The sequence below is a fragment of the Methanolapillus millepedarum genome (genome assembly GCF_032594115.1).
Lineage (GTDB): Archaea > Halobacteriota > Methanosarcinia > Methanosarcinales > Methanosarcinaceae > Methanolapillus > Methanolapillus millepedarum.
In genome coordinates this window covers 1,847,137-1,870,404 of record NZ_CP131060.1, presented here as the reverse complement: position 1 = coordinate 1,870,404, position 23,268 = coordinate 1,847,137, and the positions used below count along the sequence as shown (strand labels likewise).

At 45.0% G+C, this 23,268-nt stretch carries 22 protein-coding genes; 17 read left to right on the top strand and 5 right to left on the bottom strand.

All coding sequences use genetic code 11. From position 1 onward, the window contains the following. Nucleotides 1-81 precede the first annotated feature (81 nt). The gene (gene rnhB, locus MsAc7_RS08375) at nt 82-744 is read left to right on the top strand and encodes a ribonuclease HII (RefSeq protein WP_338102460.1); all 663 of its coding nucleotides are present in this window, start codon (nt 82-84) and stop codon (nt 742-744) included. A 25-nt stretch (nt 745-769) separates the two neighbouring features. Here the strand turns inward: rnhB and MsAc7_RS08370 are convergent, their stop codons facing one another. Next, nucleotides 770-1,297: a GNAT family N-acetyltransferase gene (locus MsAc7_RS08370; protein ID WP_338102459.1), complete on the bottom strand. Its 528-nt coding sequence runs from the start codon at nt 1,295-1,297 to the stop codon at nt 770-772. Nucleotides 1,298-1,659: 362 nt separating this feature from the next. On the opposite strand from MsAc7_RS08370, the gene MsAc7_RS08365 reads away from it, so the two are divergent. From MsAc7_RS08365 to MsAc7_RS08345, 5 genes are all read left to right on the top strand, one after another. Continuing rightward, nucleotides 1,660-3,000: a COG1361 S-layer family protein gene (locus tag MsAc7_RS08365; RefSeq protein WP_338102458.1), complete on the top strand. Its 1,341-nt coding sequence runs from the start codon at nt 1,660-1,662 to the stop codon at nt 2,998-3,000. A gap of 136 nt (nt 3,001-3,136) precedes the next feature. After that, nucleotides 3,137-4,330 (top strand): ABC transporter permease, encoded by a 1,194-nt coding sequence (locus tag MsAc7_RS08360; protein WP_338102457.1) that lies wholly within the window; start codon nt 3,137-3,139, stop codon nt 4,328-4,330. A gap of 11 nt (nt 4,331-4,341) precedes the next feature. Continuing rightward, nucleotides 4,342-5,568 carry an ABC transporter permease gene (locus MsAc7_RS08355; protein WP_338102456.1) on the top strand — a complete coding sequence of 409 codons (1,227 nt, stop codon included), beginning with the start codon at nt 4,342-4,344 and terminating at the stop codon, nt 5,566-5,568. 316 nt (nt 5,569-5,884) lie between these two features. Then, nucleotides 5,885-7,402, top strand: a complete 1,518-nt coding sequence (locus MsAc7_RS08350) for a COG1361 S-layer family protein (protein WP_338102455.1) — start codon at nt 5,885-5,887, stop codon at nt 7,400-7,402. 14 nt (nt 7,403-7,416) lie between these two features. Continuing rightward, nucleotides 7,417-8,655, top strand: a complete 1,239-nt coding sequence (locus MsAc7_RS08345; protein ID WP_338102454.1) for an ABC transporter permease — start codon at nt 7,417-7,419, stop codon at nt 8,653-8,655. A gap of 137 nt (nt 8,656-8,792) precedes the next feature. Here the strand turns inward: MsAc7_RS08345 and MsAc7_RS08340 are convergent, their stop codons facing one another. Continuing rightward, nucleotides 8,793-9,602, bottom strand: a complete 810-nt coding sequence (locus MsAc7_RS08340; RefSeq protein ID WP_420847452.1) for an ABC transporter ATP-binding protein — start codon at nt 9,600-9,602, stop codon at nt 8,793-8,795. 259 nt (nt 9,603-9,861) lie between these two features. Between MsAc7_RS08340 and MsAc7_RS08335 the strand changes: the two genes are divergently transcribed. The 3 genes from MsAc7_RS08335 to MsAc7_RS08325 all read left to right on the top strand — a co-directional run bounded on the left by MsAc7_RS08335 (nt 9,862) and on the right by MsAc7_RS08325 (nt 13,464). Then, complete coding sequence (locus MsAc7_RS08335) at nt 9,862-11,490, top strand: COG1361 S-layer family protein (protein ID WP_338102453.1); 1,629 nt, start codon at nt 9,862-9,864, stop codon at nt 11,488-11,490. A 15-nt stretch (nt 11,491-11,505) separates the two neighbouring features. Further along, on the top strand, nt 11,506-12,759 hold the full coding sequence (locus MsAc7_RS08330) for an ABC transporter permease (RefSeq protein ID WP_338102452.1): 1,254 nt from the start codon (nt 11,506-11,508) through the stop codon (nt 12,757-12,759). A gap of 213 nt (nt 12,760-12,972) precedes the next feature. Next, entirely contained in the window at nt 12,973-13,464 is a 492-nt protein-coding gene (locus tag MsAc7_RS08325; RefSeq protein ID WP_338102451.1) for a ferritin, read from the top strand. Nucleotides 13,465-13,566: 102 nt separating this feature from the next. Here MsAc7_RS08325 and MsAc7_RS08320 read toward each other — a convergent pair whose 3' ends face one another. Beyond that, the gene (locus tag MsAc7_RS08320; protein ID WP_338102450.1) at nt 13,567-14,130 is read right to left on the bottom strand and encodes a nitroreductase family protein; all 564 of its coding nucleotides are present in this window, start codon (nt 14,128-14,130) and stop codon (nt 13,567-13,569) included. Between the two features lie 202 nt (nt 14,131-14,332). Here MsAc7_RS08320 and MsAc7_RS08315 point away from each other — a divergent pair, with 202 nt between their 5' ends. Together MsAc7_RS08315 and MsAc7_RS08310 are read left to right on the top strand one after the other, a co-directional pair. Beyond that, nucleotides 14,333-14,932, top strand: a complete 600-nt coding sequence (locus MsAc7_RS08315; RefSeq protein ID WP_338102449.1) for a zinc-ribbon domain-containing protein — start codon at nt 14,333-14,335, stop codon at nt 14,930-14,932. 81 nt (nt 14,933-15,013) lie between these two features. Beyond that, a complete protein-coding gene (locus MsAc7_RS08310) occupies nt 15,014-15,526 on the top strand; it encodes a zinc-ribbon domain-containing protein (protein WP_338102448.1) in 513 nt (170 codons plus the stop codon). A gap of 234 nt (nt 15,527-15,760) precedes the next feature. Here the strand turns inward: MsAc7_RS08310 and MsAc7_RS08305 are convergent, their stop codons facing one another. After that, the gene (locus MsAc7_RS08305; protein WP_338102447.1) at nt 15,761-16,534 is read right to left on the bottom strand and encodes a phosphoglycolate phosphatase; all 774 of its coding nucleotides are present in this window, start codon (nt 16,532-16,534) and stop codon (nt 15,761-15,763) included. A 227-nt stretch (nt 16,535-16,761) separates the two neighbouring features. On the opposite strand from MsAc7_RS08305, the gene cobD reads away from it, so the two are divergent. The 6 genes from cobD (at nt 16,762) to thpR (ending at nt 22,146) form a co-directional block, all read left to right on the top strand. Further along, on the top strand, nt 16,762-18,339 hold the full coding sequence (cobD, locus tag MsAc7_RS08300; protein ID WP_338102446.1) for a threonine-phosphate decarboxylase CobD: 1,578 nt from the start codon (nt 16,762-16,764) through the stop codon (nt 18,337-18,339). A 106-nt stretch (nt 18,340-18,445) separates the two neighbouring features. Then, nucleotides 18,446-19,474 carry a cobalamin biosynthesis protein gene (locus MsAc7_RS08295; RefSeq protein WP_338102445.1) on the top strand — a complete coding sequence of 343 codons (1,029 nt, stop codon included), beginning with the start codon at nt 18,446-18,448 and terminating at the stop codon, nt 19,472-19,474. A 42-nt stretch (nt 19,475-19,516) separates the two neighbouring features. Continuing rightward, nucleotides 19,517-20,092, top strand: coding sequence for a phosphatidylglycerophosphatase A family protein (locus tag MsAc7_RS08290; RefSeq protein WP_338102444.1), 576 nt, complete (start codon nt 19,517-19,519; stop codon nt 20,090-20,092). Next, nucleotides 20,089-20,988 carry an adenosylcobinamide-GDP ribazoletransferase gene (locus MsAc7_RS08285; RefSeq protein WP_338102443.1) on the top strand — a complete coding sequence of 300 codons (900 nt, stop codon included), beginning with the start codon at nt 20,089-20,091 and terminating at the stop codon, nt 20,986-20,988. The genes MsAc7_RS08290 and MsAc7_RS08285 overlap by 4 nt, the downstream gene beginning before the upstream one ends. Then, entirely contained in the window at nt 20,976-21,629 is a 654-nt protein-coding gene (locus MsAc7_RS08280) for an NTP transferase domain-containing protein (RefSeq protein ID WP_338102442.1), read from the top strand. Before MsAc7_RS08285 ends, MsAc7_RS08280 begins: the two co-directional genes overlap by 13 nt. Then, nucleotides 21,595-22,146 (top strand): RNA 2',3'-cyclic phosphodiesterase, encoded by a 552-nt coding sequence (gene thpR, locus MsAc7_RS08275; protein ID WP_338102441.1) that lies wholly within the window; start codon nt 21,595-21,597, stop codon nt 22,144-22,146. The genes MsAc7_RS08280 and thpR overlap by 35 nt, the downstream gene beginning before the upstream one ends. Nucleotides 22,147-22,325: 179 nt before the next feature. Here thpR and MsAc7_RS08270 read toward each other — a convergent pair whose 3' ends face one another. After that, nucleotides 22,326-23,012, bottom strand: a complete 687-nt coding sequence (locus MsAc7_RS08270; RefSeq protein ID WP_338102440.1) for a helix-turn-helix transcriptional regulator — start codon at nt 23,010-23,012, stop codon at nt 22,326-22,328. Nucleotides 23,013-23,268: the final 256 nt, after the last annotated feature.

The window sequence follows — 23,268 nt, the reverse complement described above, 5'->3', positions numbered from 1 at the left end:
ATCAATAAAAATCTGCAAAATAATTCCCAAACCATTTAAAACGGTATTTATAGAATGAAAATCATGTTAAGTTCGACAGTTATGCCAAATCAGATCAAGTTAGGGGCGGACGAAGCCGGCAAAGGCCCGGTGATCGGACCGATGTGCGTTGCCGGCGTTTGCGTCACCGAAGAACAGGAAAACAAGCTCCGAGCACTTGGTGTCGCGGACTCAAAAAAGCTGACGCCCAAAAAAAGAGAGCAACTGGCTCCGTTAATTCAAAAATATGTCACCTCATGGTATGTATTGGAAGTGGCGCCGACAAAAATCGACGACCTTCGAAACATCATGACCATGAATGAAATTATGGTGGTTTGTTTCTCAAAAACGATTGACGAACTGATTCGAAAAACAACGGTCGATACCGTTATTTTGGACGCCGCCGACGTTAAAGAAGAACGGTTTGGTCTCCGCGTCAAAGAAGAATGCGTGAAGAAAAATCAAAACGCCGAGAAAATCGAATTTATTTCAAAACACAAAGCGGACAGCATCAGCCCGGTTGTTTCGGCCGCGTCGATTTTAGCAAAAGTGAAACGAGACGAATTGATCGAAAACATTCAGAAAACAGAAGGTGTTGACTTTGGAAGCGGATACCCTTCCGACCCGAAAACCATTGCGTTTTTGGAAAAATGGGCCGGCGAAAAGAAAGAATTTCCGGATTATGTCCGAAAATCCTGGGAAACCGCCAAAAAATATCAACTGTAACGGATTTTTATATCAATTTTATTTTTTAAATCCGGATGGGACAAGTCATCACATAATCGTCCATCACAAAACCGTTACCGATGTCCGTGACAACTTCACCGGAAATCTCAAACCCTAATTTTTTGTAGGCTTCGATGGATGTGTTGTTCTTGTTCACCGTCAACCAAAAACAAGGTGCTTCAATCGTTTGATGAACCGGGTTTCTCGGAATTAATCGCCGGGACTCAATGTGCGCTTGTTTGAAAAACATCTTGCCGATACCTTTGCCGCGCATATCCTTTCGGACATAAAATTTGCTGATAAAAATTCCTTTGCTGTCCGGACAAAGACCCATGTACCCGACAAAACGCCCGCCATCGCAGGCCGCGTAATAAACATAGCCGTTTAAAATGTCGGAATAAATCTTTTCAGCGGACTGGAACTTGTCAAGCATGTATTCCACCTGTTTTGCCCCGATAATCGGCGTATAATGTTCCGTCCAAATCTCCCGCGCAAGTGCTGAAATCTCGGCGCATTGGTCTTTCATTTTTATTTTGGTCAGCTTGACAGGCATTTTTATTCCTCGCATGGATTTGGTTTGTTGATGACCATAATACCATTCATTTAACATGAAAAGCATATTTTATTTAAACTTTTATTTAGGCAAGCCGAAATATTTTAAAAAGGGTAGCGAGTACCTTATTGTAAACCGAGGACTCAGAAAGGGTTAACTATTTATAAGCTTTTAACCATCTGCGTCATCTGCGTTCCGCTTAAAACGATTTTCAAAATAATATATATAGGAGAAAACCGTAGGGTTTCAAATATTATCTCGAAAAGGATTTATAAAAAAATAAATATAATAAAATCGAAAAGAACATGTTGAATATTCGTGTTGACAAACATTTAGAAACAAGATGTGCAGGAGTTTTTTACGTGGTACAACAATATGAACAAGCCCTCAGCCGAAGTAAGACGATTGAAAAAACGTCAAAATCAACCATGACCGTTTTTAAAATTTCAATTTTAGCCCTTATCGCCGTTTTAATTTTACTTCATGGCGCATCGGCGGCACCCAACGGCATTAAAGTGACCGTGATCGATCAAGACCCGTATCCGGCGCAGCCCGGACAACAATTCCGTTTGTGGGTTCAAGCCGAAAACGTCGGTTCCGGAACCATTAACAACATCACGCTTCAAGTCAATGCAAGTTATCCGTTCTCCATCAGTTCCGGGAACGCGACAAAAACATACAGTGACCTTTATTCCGGGTCCAAAGTTTATAACGAATTCTTCTTATACGTCGACCAAAACGCAACCAACGGGCCGCAAAATTTATCCATCCGCTACCAAGTGGACGGCGGCAACTGGATTGTCACCAACTTTACGGTTTATATCGGCGGCATCATCAATATGGATAACCAAGGAACACTCATCATTGAAAACGTCACATCAAACCCCGAAGCGTTCATGCCGGGAGATGAAGGAATCATTTGGGTGACTCTTAAAAACAACGCGACGCCACAGCAATCCGCCACCGGCAACAAAACGAATATTTCAAATGCCCGGATTCAATCCGCCGACTTATATTCGCCGGAGGAGTTGGTTGTGACCAGCACCGCTCTTTACGATTTGGGAATTATCGCGCCCGGCGACACCATCCGTTTGCCGTTTAGAGTAACCATTCCCGAAGGAACACCGGATGGGACATACCTTCTGACGCTGAATGTCACCGGCAGTTCCTACGAATACAATATTAAAAGAAACATTGAAGTGACGGTGGATTCAACCGGCATCAAAGCGATCCCTTCCAAAGAACCCAAAATGAACGGAACCGATGTGGTCGTTGAAATTGATATTGTGAACTATCATCAAGGAACCATCCGCGGCGTCGTTGTCATACCGGAACTTGAAGGCGTGGATTTCTACCCGGCCGAATACTTCATCGGTGAAATGAAACCGGATGATTTGTACACCGCCAAATTCACCGTGAAACAAAACGGAAGCAAAATTAATGAAACGGCTGCGATCACCTCTGTGTATTACAACGGAAACAACCTTCATGAAGATGAAACGAATGTCAAGATTAATGCGAGCGCCGCCTCCGGCCTGACCGGCGGGGTCTCCTGGACAACATATCTGATTATCGCGGTCGCGATCATCATCGTCGCCGCCGTCGGTGCGCATCTTTATTTGAAGAAAAAGAAAGAGATCGGACTCGTTGATTATTTAAAACAAAAGAAAGAAGAAAAATTCCCGAAAAAGAAATCGGAATAATGAAAACGAAAGAAGAACAAACTCCTGACTGAAATCAAGCATCAGTAAACCGAAAATCAGTAACTTGAAAAACAACTGTGAATCAGAAGAGCAAAGGACCGGAGATTAAATGATAAGCCTCTCGCATTGTATAAAAATGGCCATTGAAAGCCTTAAAAGCTCCAAAATGCGCTCCGGTCTAACCGCTCTTGGAATTATTATCGGAATTGCCGCCGTTATTGCGACTTTTACACTGGGCAGCAGCTTTGCCAACTATTTTACGGAAGAATTCGATACGACAGGATCAAATTATGTCATGATCGCCGCCGCAAAAGACAATATTTTTTACGATCAGCAGTTGACCATCGTAAATAACACGCCGGGCGTGACCGGTGTGTCCGGGGAACTCTATCAAACAGGGGTCATCAACTATGCCGGAGAATCCAAAAATAAATCGGTTCTCGGGTGGGACGAAAGTGTTCAGGAAATATTGTCCATCCCGGTTTATGAAGGGAACTTTATTTCCGATAATGACTTGTATTCCGCCGTCGTCGGAAAAACAATTGCTCAAGAAGATTTCAGAAATGAAATGGGGCTTCGAAGCACAATTGAAGTGACGCTTTACAACAGCCAAACAAAAGAATATGTCACCGAAACGTTCAAAGTAAAGGGCATTTTGGGATCGGAAGAAACAAACCTGCTGACTCAAAACCAGGAAAACGAATTCGTCGTTATCCCAATCGAAACCATGAAAAGAATGACCGGGGAAAGCGATTATCAAACTATTTACGCGATGACGGACTCCCGGGAAGACCTCAACGAAACCGATGACGAAATCACACTCCGCCTCGCGCGCAACTTGGGCGTGTCGGACCGCGACATTTACGAAAATAACACGGACAAGATTCCGTTTTTAACGACCAACCAAGCGGAGATTTTGGATGAGGTCAGCACATTGACCAACACCCTTCAACTCTTCTTACTCGGCATCGGCGGCATTTCATTGATTGTCGGCGCTGTCGGCATTATGAACATTATGCTGGTGACGGTCACGGAGCGGACCAAAGAAATCGGAACGCTTAAAGCGCTCGGTTACTCGTCCCGGGATGTTTTAATGATGTTCGTCGTCGAATCCATAATTATCAGCGCGATCGGCGGCCTGATTGGAACGATTTTCGGTTTGATCGTCGCCTACATTGGCGTGAGTTACCTGGATTTGACAATGGCTGTCCCGTACTCAAGCGTATTATTCGGTGTCGGACTTTCAATTATTATCGGCGTTTTGGCCGGTGCCCAACCCTCTTACAAAGCCGCCCGAATGAACCCGGTGGATGCTTTGCGGAGTGATTAAGGAGTGAGAACATGATTGGGTTGCATCACGGCATCAGTATGGGTCTGGCCAGTTTGAAAAGCGCCAAAATGCGCTCGGGCCTGACGGCGCTCGGCATTATCATCGGCATTGCGGCCGTTGTCGCCACCTTTACATTGGGCAGCAGCTTTGGCGCTTACTTTTCGGATCAAATCAGTTCAAGCGGTTCCAATTATATTATGATTATTTCCCAAAAGGAAAACTTATTTTTTGACCAGCAGGTTCAAGTCGTCCGAAACACGCCCGGTGTCACGGGAGCGTCCCCGGTCTCTTTTGCCGGCGGCGTCGCCACATTTATGGGAGAAGAGAAAAACATCTCGGCGATATACGGGGTGACGGAAGATTATGCCGACATCGCATCGGTCCCGATGCAGTCGGGAAGCTTCATAACCGATAAAGATACGTCCGCAATCGTCATCGGTAAAAAACTCGCGCAGGAAGAATTCAAAAACGAAATCACCACGAGAAGCACGGTAACGTTGACGGTTTTGAATACGGATACGAATGAATACATCACGGAAACATTCAAAGTAAAAGGCATTGCCGGCTATAATGAAACCAACATTATTTCGGGAAGCGAAATCGACAGCGCTATTTATATTCCGTTGGATGTGGCCAAAAAATTATCCGGAAAAGATGATTATTACATGATTTTCGCCATGACTGAATCTGCAGACGATGTCCAAGAAGTCGCCGACGACGTGGAAACAAATTTGGCCCGAAACCTTGGCGTCTCCGAGCGGTATTTGAACAACCCCGAATATGAGGATTTAATTCCCTTTATGGTGATGAACCAGGCGGAATTCTTAGAACAAGTCCAAGAAATCACTCAAATTCTTCAAACCTTTTTGGCCGGAATCGGCAGTATTTCGCTGGTTGTCGGATCAGTCGGCATTATGAATATTATGCTGGTGACAGTGACGGAACGGACCAAAGAAATCGGGACGCTTAAAGCACTCGGTTATTCGTCCAAGGATGTTCTGCTGTTGTTCGTCACCGAAGCGATTATGATCAGTTCGGTCGGCGGCACCATTGGCGTTTTTCTTGGCCTTTTGATCGGATATATCGGCGCGGCCGTGATGGGCTTTTCCATAGGATTGTCTGTACCGGTGATTATCGGCGGCATTGTCTTGTCCATGATAATCGGCGTGATTGCGGGCGTTTACCCGGCCAACAAAGCGGCGAAGATGAATCCGGTCGATGCGCTCAGAAGCGAATAACTTGAAGATGGCATTTGCCTTTTCGAACAAAACCCTTTTTTGAAAAGGGAATTGTTTTTTGAAAAGACCTTTTTTGAAACACGGTTCTTGAATGAAAACATTCATTTTTTATGAACAGATTGCATATTATCAATTATATATAAATAGGCCTGCCTTTTTTATTTATTTTTGGTTGTTGCGACTCTCAATTGAAACGCAAACAATTGAAAAACCATCGGTTTTAGAAAAACATTTAAAAAACGAATAGAAAAACAAAAACAATCCGAGAGGATGAATCAAGAGCCGTGAAAACATGTTTAAAAAACAATTTCTAAAAATGAAAACAAATCAAGCGGAACGAAAAAAAAGCAACTGTTTCTTAAAAACTGAACACGGTAAAAATAAAAAAGCTGCCTTTGCGATTTTGGCATTGGTTTTGGCAATTTACATCGCAGGATTCGCGGGGACGGCCGCCGCTGCTGCTGCCCCGGCGCTAAAAATAACAATGATCGAACAAGACCCATATCCGGCGCAGCCCGGTGAACAACTCCGCGTGTGGATTCAAGCGGAAAACATCGGCGTCGGAACACTTGAAAATGTGACAATCCGAATCGCTCAAAACACGCCGTTCTCAATCAGCTCGGGAGACGCCTCCAAAACTTACGACTACATTTATTCCGGCTCTAAAGTGTACAACGAGTTCTTTTTATCTGTGGCGAACGACGCGACAAAAGGCCCGCGGGATTTAAAAGTTCAATACCGGATTGGCGACGGCAATTGGATTGAAACGACATTTTCAATTAATGTCGGCGGAATCATTGATTCGGAGAGTAAAGGAACATTGATTGTTGAAAAAGTAACAAGTGATCCTTCAATTTTCATGCCGGGAGATTCCGGAATCGTTTGGGTGACACTCAAAAATAACGCGACAAATTCAACCGTCACCATCGGTAACAAAACATACGAAACAACAGCGCGTATTCAATCCGCCGATTTGTATTCGGCCGACGACATTGTCGTCACCAGCATTGCGGTCGATGATTTGGGAGTCATTGCGCCCGGGGACAATATCACCATTCCGTTCCGCGTAAAGATTCCCGAAAATTTAAAAGACGGAACATATACGCTCACTCTGAACGTGACGGCCGGCTCTTACCAATACAACATCAAACGAAATGTCGAAATTAAAGTGGATTCAAACGGGATCAAATCAATTCAGTCGGAAGAGCCCAAACCAAACGGCACCAATACAACCGTTGAAATAGATATCATAAACAGCCACCAAGGCGCTTTTCGCGGCGTGACCGTTATCCCGGAAGCGGAAGGAATGGTTTTTTACCCGTCGGAATATTTTATCGGCGGAATGGACCCGGACGACTTGTACACCGCACGGTTTAACGTGAAAAACGTAAACTTCGGATATGGAGGCGGTGCTGCCGAAAACGACAGCATTGTGACCAGCACCACCGGCGCATCGTCATCAACGTCGATTATGTTGACCGGTATGCTGCCGGTTGCCGATGCGGCGGAATCGAACGGAAGTAAGAATCCGTATGCCGGTCAAACCATTACGCTTCGGACTGTCTATTACAATGGCGATAATAAGCATGAAGACGTTTCAACGGTTTTGCTGAATTCTTTTATGACGACAAGTTCCACGCAAAAGCCAAAGAGCGGATTGTTTTCCATCGGAAATGCAATCATTGCAGTTGTCCTCATATTGATTGCGGCAATCGTTTCGAATTATTATCTCAAAAAGAAAAAAGACACAACGCTTGCCGAATATTCAAAAGATAAATTCCGCCGGGTAAAAGACAAATTCGAACACCGAAAGCAAGATGAAACGAAAAAATAACCGGAGGAGCCGATATGATCAGTGTGGCACACAGTTCAAAGATGGCATTGGAAAGCTTAAAAAGTTCAAAAATGAGATCATTGCTAACGGCTCTGGGAATAATTATCGGAATCGCCGCCGTTGTGACAACGTTTACATTCGGGTCCAGTTTTGGAACGTATATGAACGACCAAATCAGCAGTGATGGATCCAATTATTTGACAATTACGGCGACAAAGGATAATATTTTTCATGACCAGCAAGTCGGTATTGTGGCGAACACCTCCGGCGTTTCGTCAGCAACACCGACTTTAAATCGGGAAGCCACTCTTAAATTTATGGGAGAATCCAAAAACTATTCGGTCATGGGGACAAAAGAAGATTATGTGAAAAATGCTCAACTTCCCATCTATGAGGGAAATTACTTCACCGACAAAGACAGCAACGCTATCGTCATTGGAAAGGATATCGCGAACGATGGATTTAGAAACAAGATCAGCACAAGAAGCACAATTGAACTGACATTTTACGATAACGAAACACAGAAGAATGTGACCAAAAAGTTCAAAGTCGTCGGAATTATCGGCGAAGATAATTCTTCTTTGGTCGGCAACGCAATCAACTCAAATATGGTTGTGATTCCGATTGAAACCCTTCAAGAGTTAACCGGTAAGGATTATTACCAAACGATTTACACCGTCACCGACTCGAAAGATGATGTGAATAAAGTATCAGATGATGTGAAAGAACGGCTGGCAAAAAGCGTGGGTGTTTCGGACCGGGAATTAAAAGAGGAGAACAATTCAAAAAGATTAGGCGGTGACAAAATTCCGTTTTATATCTTCAACCAGGCCGATTTGTTAGAGCAGGTTGGGAAGATGTCAAAATCGTTGGAGTTGTTCATCAGCGCCATCGGCGGTATTTCTCTGGTGGTCGGATCAATCGGTATTATGAATATCATGTTGGTGACGGTCACAGAGCGAACCAAAGAAATCGGAACTTTAAAAGCACTCGGCTACTCATACCGGGACATTTTATCACTTTTCATTGTGGAATCGGTCATCATCAGCGCAGTTGGCGGTGCCATCGGCACCGTTGCCGGGTTGTCGATCGCAAACATTGGAGCCAATTTTCTCGGATATCCGATTGTTGTTCCGATATCGACCGTTGTTATTGGAATATTAGTATCGGTTGCGATCGGTATTTTTGCCGGTGTTTACCCGGCCAACAAAGCCGCTAAAATGAACCCTGTGGACGCTTTGAGACAAGAATAAATCCGGCTCAGGTAAAAAACAAAATCAAAAAATAAAATCAAAAAAAATCAAAACCAAAAATAATTAAAAATTTTAAGCCGAATCTGACGGCTTAAATTTTAATTTTATGGAACTTAAATTTTAATTTTATATTGAATTCAAATTTTAATTTCACTGAGAAGAGACGCTTCAAGGGCCTCTTTCATGTGAATGGCGTGTTCTTCCACACTTTCATCGCTTGTGATCAGACCGTCTCGAATCGTGACGACGCGGTCGGTCCGAAGTGCCAGTTCATTGTTGTGCGTAATCATGATAATCGTCACGCCTTTGCCGTTGAGTTCGCGGAAAAACGCCATCACTTCTTCGCTTGTTTTGGAATCCAAGTTTCCGGTCGGCTCATCCGCCAAGATGATGGTCGGGTCGTTGATGAGCGCACGCGCAATCGCAACACGTTGGCACTGACCGCCCGAAAGTTCCGATGGCTTATGTTTCATCCGTTCTTCAAGACCGACCATTTTCAAAAGCTCCTTCGCTTTTTTCGGATAATCGATGCCCGATTTCTTGCTCGCGTACGTCGGAAGCATCACATTTTCATAAGCGGTTAATCTCGGGACAAGGTTAAATTGCTGGAAAATGAATCCGATTTCCTTGCCGCGCAGATAAGCCAGCTGGTTGTCATCCAAAAGATTGACATCCTCGCCGTTGACCAAAACGGCACCGGAGGACGGGCGGTCAAGACATCCGAGCATGTTCATGAGCGTACTTTTCCCTGAACCGGACGGGCCGACGATGGCTAAAAACTCGCCGTCATAAACATTAAAATTGATTCCCTTTAAAATCGGGACTTCTTCTTTGCCCAAAAAATAACTTTTACGGAGATCTTTCACTTCGACCACCGCTCTTTTGGAGACAGATTTCGAGACTTTCGGGGATAAACCCGGATTTGCTGTTTCAGTTTCGTTTGTCAAAAGGACACCTCACTTAATGAAATGAATTATTTAATGCTATTTAAATTCGAGGATTAAAACATAAAAATAAGACACATGATATTTTTATTTACATTTTTTTATTGAGAAGCGGCCGAACAGTTTTTTCAAACAGGCAATATATTTACCGTTACAAATAAATAGGGTGTGTGTATTGTTCACCATAATATTCCAATTGGTTAACAATTCATGACATTGATTGCAAATAAATCTATTGGTAAAACAACCCGGGATTTCAAAAATGAATACGAACCAATTGATCGGAAATGGTGAGATTATGTTTCCAAAGCATCTGAGTCTGCAAGCAAAAATAAAAAAACAACAAACAAAAACACATCTGACGGCAAAAATAAAAAAACAACAAACAAACACGCATTTGACAGCAAAACAAAAAAGCAACAAACGTTCTATAGTTGCCATTCTTTTGCTGATTGCGGTCATCTGTGCCGGATTTTCAGCGCCGGCCGGTGCGGCAAGTCCGTCTTTGAAGTTGACGATGATTGAACAAGACCCGTATCCGGCGCAGCCCGGCGAACAACTCCGGGTGTGGATTCAAGCGGAAAATATCGGATCGGGAACGCTTGAAAACGTAACCATTCGGGTTGTTCAAAATTCTCCGTTTTCCATCAGTTCAGGGGATTCTTCCAAAACGTACGGCTACATTTATTCCGGAACCAAGGTGTACAACGAATTCTTTTTATCGGTTGCCGGCGACGCGACCAAAGGTCCGCGGGATTTGAAAGTTCAATACCGCATCGATGACGGCAACTGGATCGAAACGACATTTTCAATCAATATTGGCGGCGTTATTGACGCCGACAGCAAAGGCACGCTCATTGTGGAAAATGTCACCAGCGACCCGGATGTTTTCATGCCGGGAGACTCGGGAATTGTGTGGGTGACACTTAAAAACAACGCCACAAGTCCGACCGTCGCCATCGCGAACAAAACGTACGAAACAACAGCGCGCATTCAATCCATTGATCTTTACTCGACGGATGACATTATCGTGACCAGTCCGGCGATGGACGATTTGGGTATCATTGCGGCCGGCGACACCATCAAAGTTCCGTTCCGGGTCAGCATTCCCGAAAATTTGACGGATGGGACATATCTTCTGACGTTGAATGTGACCGCCGGTTCGTACCAATACAATATCAAGCGCAGCGTTGAAATCAAAGTGGATTCGGACGGGATCCGGTCGATTCAATCCGCCGAACCGAAAATGAACGGTACCAACACAACGGTTGAAATCGATATTGTCAATTACCATCAAGGCGTTGTCCGCGGCGTCACCGTGATTCCGGAAGCGGAAGGTATGACGTTTTACCCGTCGGAATATTTCATCGGCGAAATGGATCCGGATGACCTTTACACGGCTAAATTCAACGTCAAAAGCGCAAATGCCGGATTCGGCGCCGGAAACGGCACAACCGCAACCGGAGGGGGCAGCGGGGGCAGTATGGGAACGCGGCCGCCCGGCACCATGATGGTACGGCTTTTGAATATGCTTCCGGTTGCCGACGCGGCGGATCCGAACAACAGCAACAAGAGCGGCCAATCTGGTCAAACCATTACGCTTCGGACGGTTTATTACAACGGCGACAACAAACATGAAGATGTATCGACAGTTACTCTTTCGTCTTTCGGCGGCATGCAAACCGTTCAAAAACAAAGCAGCTTGTTTTCGGTTAAAAACATGATTATCGCGATTGTTGTTATTTTAATTGCGGCGGTTGGCGCGAATTATTATCTGAAAAAGAAGAAAAACACGACGCTTGTGAATTACTCGAAAGAAAAATTCCAAGACGGAAAGAAAAAGTTGAATGATTGGAAACAAAAGCGAGCAGATTCCAAGCAAAAGAAATAAGCGGCGAGGTCTGAAATGATCAGCATCGTACACAGCGCGAAGATGGCGGTCGAGAGCTTAAAAAGCTCAAAAATGCGATCGGCTCTGACGGCTCTTGGAATTATCATCGGGATTGCGGCAGTTGTCGCCACGTTTACATTCGGGTCCAGTTTCGGGACGTATATGGAAAGCCAGATCAGCAGCAGCGGATCCAACTACATTACGATAACGGCGACTCAGGAAAATATTTTCCATGACCAGCAAATCGAAATTGTTGCGGATACGCCGGGTGTTGCCTCGGCGACGCCGCTTCTCAGTAAATCGGGAACGCTTGAATTTATGGGGGAATCACGAAATTACACCATCAGCGGAACGACGGAAAGTTATAAGGAAGCGGCGGCGCTTCCGATATATGAAGGCAATTTCATCACGGACAAAGACGTTTATACGGCGGTCATCGGAAAAAGTATCGCACAAGACGCTTTTAAAAATGAAATCAGTTCGAGAAGCACGATTGAACTGATCGTATTTAATGAGCGGACCCGCGAATATGTGACGAAAAAATTCAAAATTTCGGGCATCATCGGCGAGGATGACACGGCTTTGGTTGGCCGTTCCAGCGGGTCGAATACGATTATTATTCCGGTGAATACGCTCAAAGAAATGAGCGGGCGGGATGACTACCAATCGATTTATGTCGTTACGGAATCGGAGGACAACATTTCGGATGTTTCAGACGACATTGAAGACCGGCTGGCGCGCAGCGTAGGCGTTTCGGACCGGGACCTTCGAAACACCAGCGAATATGATTCAGCCGGTGGTTTTGGCGGCGGCAGCAGTAAAATTCCGTTTAGGATTTTCAACCAGGCGGAAATGCTGGAACAAGTCGGGAGCATTACGGATACGTTGGAATTGTTCCTGATCGGCATCGGCAGTATTTCACTCGTGGTCGGGTCCATCGGCATTATGAATATTATGCTGGTGACGGTCACGGAACGGACGAAAGAAATCGGAACGCTCAAAGCGCTCGGCTATTCGTCCCGGGATGTGTTGTCGCTCTTTATGGTGGAATCGGTGATCATCAGTGTTTTGGGTGGTGCCGCGGGTGTTGCGCTTGGCCTTGCGGTCGCCTATGTCGGCGCGGATTACCTCGGATTTCCGGCCGTCATTCCAATGTCAACGGTTGTTCTTGGAATTTTGGTGTCCGCCGTTATCGGTGTTTTTGCCGGCGTTTATCCGGCCAACAAAGCGGCCAAAATGGACCCGGTCGAGGCTTTAAGAAAAGACTAACAAGGGATGAAAAACAGAAAAAGAATGAGTCGGGAAATAAAAACAAAAAGATAGAAAATATAAAAGATAGAAAACAAAAAAATAGAAAATAAAAAAAATAAAGGGAAATAAAAATAAAAAAAGAATTAAATTATTTTGATACGAATCAGATTTATATAAGAGTAAATATAATATATTCTGGTGTTAATTCTGCGTCATGCAGGAGGAATAAAAATGATCAAAAAAACCGTTTTGAAAGAACTCAACGATCAACTCAACAGAGAATTGTACGCAGCTTATCTTTATTTGGGAATGGCATCCAAATGTACCGAAATGAACCGCCTCGGCTACGCTCACTGGTTAAAAGAACAAGCCGAAGAGGAAATCGAACACGCCATGAAATTTTACAACTATATCCACGACCAATGCGAAGTTGTGGAATTGGCGGCTGTCGACAAACCGGCTCTCAAAGGAAAGACGCTTCTTGACTTCTTCAAGCAGGCTCACGAACATGAAAAGTTGGTGACCGACTACATCAACAAAATCATGGACCTTTCGATTAAAGAGAAAGATTACGCAACCCAAGTCTTCCTTCAATGGTTCATCACGGAACAAATCGAAGAAGAAGCTCAAACGGAAGCCATCGTTGAAGCGCTTCAAGTCTGTGGCGATGACGCTGCCGCTCTTTATTTGCTCGGCAAGCACTTGGCCAAAAGAGAAGACTGATTTGTTGAAATTTATTTTTAAAAACGAAGCCGGCGTTCATCTGAATGCCGGCTGCTAACCCATTTTTTGATATTTATCTTGGTTTTTTGTTTGTTTTTGAATTTATTTTTCCGAATATTTTTCCCAAAAGACAATGTCATCTAAACTTTTCCGGTCGTTTCTTTCATTCTGCCGGCTCAACCGGATGGAGTCCTCTGCCGGATGCCCGACGGCAATGACAGCCATCAATTCATAATTCTTCGGGACGCTGAGAATTTCCGCGACCGCGTCTTTGTTTTTCAGAATTTCGCCCAACCAAACGGCACCGAGATTCATCGAATGCGCGGCCAGCAAAATATTTTCAAAACCGGCCCCGATTGCTGCAATATCTTTTTCACGGTTGTAAGAAGCGGCCGCGTCTAAAAATCCGGCGACCAGAAGCGGCGCGGTTTTGACGATTTCCGAATAATGCGTGAGTTTTGAAAGTTTTTGTTTCGTTTCGTTGTTTTGAATCAAAACATACCGCCACGGTTGATTATTCAGTCCCGACGGCGCAAACCGCGCGCACTCCATCAAGGTTAAGATTTCGTCGCCGGAAACAGGCTCCTGTGTGTATTTTCGAACGCTGTGCCGCGTCAGAATCGCGCGAACGGTTTCATTTTCAATTATTGTTGAATCATTTGTCATAAAACGGCATCCCATTATGAATTTTTCAGATAGTATTGTGAATTAGATTTATATGCAAACGGGCTTTTATATTTAATGAATTACTGTGGGTTCATTCAGAGAAAAGATCATGAGATTCATGAAATAAGAGATTGAAAATTAATATATGTTCATTTTTTAAAAAGTGAGTGAGAAAGAATAAATCATTATTGAGAGGATTATTATGTCTGCGAATTATTGTCCCAACTGCGGCAACAAAATCGATGAGTCAAACGCCGTTATTTGTACGAACTGCGGCATGCCGCTTAAGAAAACACCGTACGGCAATCCGCCCGAGCCGCCGAAATCCGACGAGCCGTCCGCGGAAAAGCCGCCGGCGGTTGACGCGGAACTCGTGAGCGAGCCGAAACATTCCAACGACAGCAATACAAATGCCGGCGGGTCTTCGTCTTCATCGTCGTCGTCAGCATCATCGTCGGTTCCGCCGAAAAAGAGTGAAAAGATTTCGTTTTTATCCGTGATTTTGTCCTTCTTTTGGCCGGGACTCGGACAACTTTACAACGGCCAATTCTGGAAAGGAATTGCGATTTATATTTTGACGCCGATAGGACTCATGTTTTTAATTGTTCCGGGAATTGCGATCTGGATTTACGGCATGTATGACGCCTACACGCAATCCGAAAAGATGAACAAGGGCGAAATTCCATATACGGAAGCGAAACTTTGGGAAATATTAGTCTTCGTTCTCTTCCCGTTCATCATTGCCGCCATATTCATCGTTTTAATGTCCCTCTTTATGGTTCCGTTTATAACCGGGATGTAATTGAAAGGAATATTTGAAATAAATGAAGGAAACTGATTTGTAAAATAATAAAGTCAAATAAAAGAGACAGGAAAAACCGGTATGCCAAAATATTGCGCCAACTGCGGAAACGCGATGGATTCGGATGACAACTTTTGTCAAAATTGCGGCGCCGGCGTCGGCGCCGCCGCGGGCCCCGAGGAAAAGAAATCGTTCTCGGAATCTATCAAAGAGTCTTGGGACAATTTCATTTCTCAAAAAGAACCGTTTGTCGCCGCCATTTTTTCCGTCTTTATGTCGGGACTCGGGCAACTTTATAACGGTGAGTTCGCGAAAGCCGTCTGCGTTCAAGTGGCGTCGATCGTTTTGTCCATCATCGGTATTTTCATTTGGCCGATTCTTTTGGCGGCGCTTGCCGTTTGGATTTGGAGCGTTTATGACGCCTACAAAATCGCCGAAAAAATGAAAATCGGAAAAATGCCGGTCAAAATCCCGAAGTGGACGGAAATCGTCATTTATTTCCTTTGGCCGTTTTTGGTCATCGGTTTTATTGTCATCATCGCGTTTGTCGTCGCTCTCATGATCGGCGCGGCAAGCATAGCGGCGTTTATTTAAGTTCCCGGATGAAATCCGGCTTTATTTTTTGTTTTTATTTTTTGTGATGAAAAAATAACCGAAAACAAAAAAGCGGAATAAATTTAAAAAATGAGTTGCCGGTGAAAGAAAAAACTTTTGCTGGCCTTTTTATTTTAAAAAACAAAAATTCACCCTCGTTCTTGTTGAAATTTGAAGGAAATGTGTGCCGTAACGCGCGCGGCGGCGGCTCCAAAAAACAAAAGCAAAAAAAAGTCATTTCCTGAATTTCAAAACCCCGGCCTCATCAAGAGCCAAAACCGCGTCTGAAAAACCGTCCCCAAACTTTTTGGAGAGAACAATGTCGGCCTCTTTTTTCACAAAATCGGGCGCGTTGGCAACCGCAAAGGAAAGGCCGGCCTCGTGAAACATTTCAATATCGTTGGCGGAATCGCCGATCGCGACAATATTTTCGGGAGAAATCCCGTAAAAATCCGCGACTTGTTTGAGTGCGGTGCCTTTGTTGATGCGCTTTCCAACCAAATGGGCGGCGTATTTCGCGTCCACAATCGACAACTCCGAAAAGCCGGAAATAATATGGCGGGCCTTTTCGACGTCAAACGTTTTGGAAAAAGCGATGTCCGTCTGACGGTCATAGGAATCAAAGACCACAAATTCAAAATGCTCTTGAAGAACCGATAACGCCTTTCGCATTTCCGGCAAATACGAGTCGTTGACGACCGGATTTCCATCGTACTCTTCAAGAACGATGCCGCCATTTTCGGCAATCACCGGCGCGTTGGTCCGAAGAACCTTCGCGACGGCCCGGGTAAAACAAAGCGTGTTGCCGGAAGCCAACACAATCGGAATTTTTCCGGCATATTCCTGGACGGTTTTTGCGGCGGACAACGAAAGACTGCGGTCGTCTTCGGTAATCGTTCCGTCAATATCGGTGACAATGACCGAAAATGAGCCCGGAAGCGCACGGGAACGAATCTCCAAAACCAAATCATCCAAATCAGACATACGAAGTAAAGAACGGAAAAACATAAAAACATTTCATAGAACAAAAAAGAAATAAAGAAAAAATGCTTATGAAAAGTATATTAAAAATTAAAATAAAACAAAAGTGAAAAAAACAAAAATGAAAAAAAGAATGGACTAAAAAAATGTTGAATATCGAAATCAGCCGTCAAAAAAACAATTAAAATGAATCAAAAGGAAACAAAATACGAACAGCTTAATATAGGTTCAAAAACAATACACAAGAGATTTTTGTGACCAAAAAAGCATCGCATCCGCTCAAAGAAAACATCCGGAATTTGAAAGGTTGTCTTCACGGCGGGCTCATTAAAGAGAGTTCTGAAAAATACGGTATTCCCGAAAAAGACATTTTGGATTTTTCCGCGAATTTAAATCCGTTTGGAACACCGTTTGACCATCCGGAATATGGTTTGGATTATACGAAACTGGCAGCGGATGCTCTCAAGGAATCTGTCAATTATCCCGACAATCGTTATTTGGAATTGAGAAACGCGGCGGCAAAGTTTCTGAATCAAAAAAACATCACAGCCGAAAACATCATCCCCGGAAACGGCTCCACCGAAATCATCCGGCTGTTTTGCCAATGTGTTTTAAACGAAGGCGACAAAGTCATCATTCCGTATCCGACGTTCGGCGAATATGAAATCCAGTGCCGGCTTCAAAACGCCGACATTGTCTACATCCCGACCGAATCCGTTTACGATCTGACGGAAGAGGAACTTTCCGCCGCCAAAATCATTTTTATTTGCAACCCGAACAACCCGACCGCCGTTCTCAGAAAACGCAGCGATCTCTTAAAACTCGCCGAAAAATGCGCGCGCGCAAAAACCGTTCTTTTTATGGACGAAGCGTTCATTGAACTTTCCAATCCCGAAGAAAGCTTATGCGACATGGCGGCGGAAAACGATTATGTTTTTGTCATGCGGTCGTTGACCAAATGTTTCGCGCTCCCCGGCATCCGTCTCGGATTCGGCGTCGCGTCCAAAAACATTGCGGACGCCCTCAACCAGGCGCGGCTTTCCTGGAATTTAAGCCCGCTTCAAGAAAAGACCGGCGCCGCCTTTTTATCAATGCCGGGCGGCGTGAACTCCGATTATCTTCAAAACTCTCGAAAAATGATTCTCAGAGAGGCAATCTACTTAAAAGATGAGCTGTCCAAAATCTGGGGATTTGAACCGGGCGTTGTCACCACCAATTATCTGCTGATTGATATCAGCAAGCGAACACTGAATTCGTCGGAGCTGGCCGAGCGTTTTGCCCGACACGGCATTTTAATCCGAGATTGCATTTCCTTTAAAGGGTTGGACACCGATTTCATCCGAATCGCCGTCCGAACCCGCGATGAAAACCGCCGGTTCGTTCAAACCGTCTCCAAAGTCTTTGACGAGTGGGCAAAAGAGTTTGCCGAAAACGAACTTCAAAACACGCTCGCCAAACACAAAAAAGGCAGCCGGCAAAACGAACGCGAAACCTGCGAATACTACCCGTGCCACTTTGACGGGCAAGATTGCACCTTCTGCTACTGCCCATTTTACCCGTGCATCGACGAGCGGACCGGCGGCACCTACGTCCACAGCACCAAGCGCAACGGAAAAATCTGGAGCTGCACCGACTGCTACATTCCGCACATGACAGAAGTTGTTGAAAAAATGCTGGACGGCCTGATGGAAGACGGCGACACGGAAGGCTTGCTCAAAAAAGAGTGGCTGGAAATTATTGTCCCGATCTTAGAAGAAAGGGACAGCAATAAGATTCTGATGTGCTGCCGGAAAATCCGAACGGAAAAAATAAAATCGGCCGACAAAAATTGAAATGAAAACTTGAACCGTTCATTATTCATTTACCGTATTCATTTACCGGTTACCCCTGAGAGACCCCCAAAACGGAGGAACGACTATACTTTCGTATTCAACCACAATGGCCATCACGGAAATCACAACGTATTTGCACAACATGTTTTCCTATTCGTTTTCGGAACTGATTTGCATTTTGCTGCTGGCCGTTCTCATCGATTTGGTTCTCGGAGAACCGCCCGAAAAAATCCATCCGGTCGTCTGGATCGGAACAGTCATTCAATTCTTTAAGAACCGGATTCCGAAAAACCATCAAAAACTCTACGGAGTCCTGATGGCGCTTCTGACGATTTTATTTGCCGCGCTGATCGCGTTTGTCGTGGTGTGGTTTTCCCATTTGTACTTCCTGCCGGCATTTGTCGGCGTAATCATCCAAGCGTGGTTCCTCAAAGCTACCTTTGCCATCAAATGCATGGTGTCGCCCGCAAAAGAAATGAAGAAAAAATTAAATCATGATGACTTGGAAGTTGTCCGGGACGAACTCAAAACATACGTCAGCCGCGATACATCCAAATTAACAAAGCCGCAAATCATGTCGGCCATCATAGAATCGATTTCGGAGAATTATGTGGATTCCATTCTGTCGCCGATGTTGTTCTTTGCGGTTTTCGGGCCGCTCGGCCTGATTGCCGCCTACATCTTCAAAGCCGCCAGCACACTGGATTCCATGGTCGGCTACAAGACTGAAAAATACATCCATGTCGGCTGGTTTTCCGCCCGGTTTGACGATGTGACCAATTGGATTCCGGCCCGCGTTTCTCCGGTTTTTATCGCCGGTGGCGCCGTTTTATCCAATTTAATGATTGGAAGCGGAAAAAGTATGGAGAAACTGTACGCAAAAGACGGATTTAAACTGGCGCTTTCGGAAAACAAAGCGACGCCGTCACCAAACTCCGGCTGGCCGATGGCCGCCGCCGCCGGATCTTTGCATGTCCGATTTGAAAAGCCGAACACTTACGTGATCGGCGACCAATACCGTGAACCGGTTTTAAGAGACATTGACCGGGTTTCGGTTTTGATTACAATCACGGCCGTTCTGTCCGGAGCAGCAGCCTGTGTCTTGATTTACATTTTATACGGAATTTTGTTCTGATAAAAGAGAACAAACCGGTTTTAATATCAGGGAGAGGGAACGATGAAACGATCAAACATTGAAGACGGGTTTTTAAAGAAACAACCCGCAACAATCGAAACGAAATCATCTAAAAACATTATGGACGAGCTTATTGAGCGGGGGATTTCCTATGCAGATTTGGAAGCGACCGCCATGGAGTTTTACGTCCCGCATCCGGGAATTGAAACACCCGACAAAGCCAAAACCGTATTTGAGCGGGAATTTCAGTTTGCTGTTGCCGACCCGAACCTTCAAATGCTGATTTACGCGGCCATTCTTCTGGAACAGGAAGGGGAAATGGGAAACCTTCCGGGAATCAGCCGCGCGTCTTTTGAAAAAGATTTGTCGTTTATCATCGCCGATGAAATTTTGGGGGAAGCCGTCGCGGAATATATTGCCGGCAGCAAAGGCCGTTTTGAATTTGTGCGTTTTGACAAAAACAAACCGGGAATTTTAAAAACATTGGGACCGTTTATGGACGACATCATCGGCGGCCTTTTGGGCGGCGTTTCCGCAAATATGTATTCCAGAGCCATGTTCGAGTTTGAGGAAGAGCAAAAGAAAAACCGGAAAAACGAAACGGGAGGAAAAAAATGACGCTTTGGTCGGCACTCAAAGCCGGATTCGGATTTTTATCGATTTTACCGGTTGGTATCACGATGGAAGGCATCGAAGAGCTCATGAACCGGTTGTATTTTTATCCGGTGACCGGGTTCCTTCTCGGCATTCTCATCGGTATTGGCGCTTTTGTATTTGAACTGATTTTGCCGTCGCCGCTCTCCGTGATGGCCGTCATTTTGGCGATTTACGGACTGACTTGGTTTAATCATTTGGATGGAATTGCTGATATGGGCGACGGGATGACCGCGCACGGATCGCTTGAAAAGAAAAGAAAGGCGTTAAAAGACATGGCGCTCGGCATCGGCGGCGTTGCATCAACCGTTTTATTGATTCTCTCGCTTTACGCGTCCGTTTCCGCTCTGGAATCCGCCGCTCAACTTTTCGGCGCTTTTGCGGCGGAATCAAATATTTACATATTCGGGCTGCTGTCCGTTTTGACCGACCTGCTTTCAAAAACCGGTGGAAATGCCGCACTTATTGCCGCCGTCTCGGCAGCGCTGACCGTTGCGCTGACCGCCGTTGTCGCGGAAACGCTGTCCAAACAATCGATGCTCACCATCGCCGCTTTCGGAAAACCGTTCTCGGAAGGACTCGGATCTATGACCATCAAAGGCGGGACAAAAAAGAACTTGACCATCGGAATTGTATTTTCAACCATTGTGTCCGTCCTGTTGCTCGGGCTTTTGGGATTTTTGTGCGTGATTGTCACCACGTTGGCCGCGGGCGTTATTCTTCGAACCAGCAAGCGCCACTTTGAAGGACTCAACGGCGACGGCATTGGAACAGCGAATGAAGTCGGACGGATGCTCTCTTTTGCAACTGTCGCAACGGCCATTTGGATTTTGGGAGGCGCAGTCGCATGGATGCTTTAATTATGGCGGGCGGTCTTGCGCAGCGTCTCGGACGCGTCGAAAAGTCGTGCATCGACTTAAACGGGCGTCCGCTGATTTCATACATCATCGAAGCGCTGGCCGGCGCGAAAGGAATCGGCCGGATTTTTGTGTCCGTCACCGAAGCGACGCCCAAAACCAAAGATTTAATTGAAAACACCTACGACAACATTTCCGTCATCGTCGCCAAGGAAGGCAATTATGTCCAAGATATGATCATGTCGATCATCGACGCCAAAATAACGGGACCGGTCATGGTTGTCATGTGCGATATTCCGCTTGTTGAATCCGATATCATTGACGACGTGATTGAAAAATACAATGTGTGCGAAGAGCCGGCTCTTTCTGTTTATGTCCCGATTGCGATTTGCAAAAAAATCGGAATTCGTCCGGATACCGTCTTTCACAAAAATACGAAACTGATTGTGCCGACCGGCATCAATATTTTGGACGCGACCGACATTTATAACGAACAGCCGGATTACAATTACATTGTGGATGACCCGCGCTTGGCGATGAACGTCAATACCGCGGAAGATTTGGAAAAATGCCGGAAAATGGTTGAAGCCGGAACGTTCATGCCGGAAAATGAGAAACATGACGCGTTTGTTTGTCGCGATTAATTTTCCACCGGCTGTCCGGGAACAGCTGACCGAAATAATCGCCGGCGCCAAGAAAAAAGCGCGCGAGGGAAATTTTACGCGGGATGAAAATCTTCATCTGACGCTTGCTTTTATCGGAGAAACGGAGCGTTTGGAGGACGCGAAACACGCCGTTGAACAGATTTCAGCCTCTTGTTTTGATTTAACACTCAGCGGTTTTGGCACATTCAAACGCCGTGACGGGGATATCTTTTGGATGGGAATGGAGAAGTGCCCACCGCTGTTGGATATTCAAAAACGACTTTGCCGCCATTTAACGGATTGCGGATTTGAAATTGACAAACGTTTTACGCCGCATTTGACATTAGGACGGCATGTTATTTTTCAAAAAGATTTTGATGCGGAGGCGTTTGCCAAAACAGTTCCGCCAATGACCGTTCCGGTCGAACGGATCAGCCTGATGAAATCGGAAAGAGTTAACGGCCGGCTGATATATGTGGAGACGGCTTCAAAAGAACTCCAAAAACAAAGTGAATAAACTGCAATCAAAAACGAAATGAATAAACTGCAATCAAAAACGGAAATGAATGGACTGTAGTTGCGACGTTGGCGTCACAACCCAGTTTTTCGTTTGTCGTCGTAGAAAAGATTGTTTTTGTTTTTGCGCTGAACATAGCGTTAATGTTTGTTTTTGATTACTTTTTTGGCTTTTTCAACTCAACCCTTAACGTCCGTTTCGATATGCCGGGCGTTTCGGCTGAAATATTCATAAAGCTCAAGTCCCCAGATGCGGGAACGTTCGCCGGTGCTGAGAATGTACCGGGAGTCAAACCGTCCGTCGCTGTCAAAAAGACCCAAAAGGACAATATCGTTCGTGACAGAAATTTCCGTAATTTCAAGACCGTCCGGAATCACGAAGAATTTGACGCGTTTCCAATCCAAAAACTTAACGTCGTCGAGTTCCGCTTTGCCGTCGTAAATGTATTCCGAAATAATTCTTTCATAAACGGATTCCGAATACACAAGCGTCAGATTGCAACCATTCTTGAGCATGGTGTTGTACATTTTATTGTATTGCGGCTGGAAAAAGTTTGACAATGTCACGCAAAAATGGGCTTCAATCATCGCTTTTACGACATCGTCGTTGGCGTCAAAGACGTGGGCCAGATCTGATTCCAATAATTTACATGGACCAAGCTCTCCAATCCGGTCAAGCAAATGCGGTGAGATTCCGGATAAATCGTGTGTTGCCAAATATTTGTGATTGTGTTCATAAACACAAAGGATATTCAGGAGCCGTTTGGAATTGTTTGCAATCGCCCGCCCCATATCCGTTAAGTAATAGACACGGTCTTTATTTGTGATAAGGTCCCACTCTTCCAACTTCTTAATCTGAGGGATCATCGCTCCCCAATTGACATTTAACTTATCTTTGATTTCGTCAGATGTCTGCGGACCCTCAAGAAGCAGGAGGAGTAAGTTTTTTCGCTTATCAGAAAGAAAAATCGTATCAATCAGACATGATTTCATATTGATGTAACCTCCAAAAACATCATCTGTGAAACAGTCACTCATCTTGAAACGAAAAAACGCACGCGCGTACGCACCGTCAACCGACTCATGACATGAATGAAAATTCCACGCATTTTTTGTTTTTTAT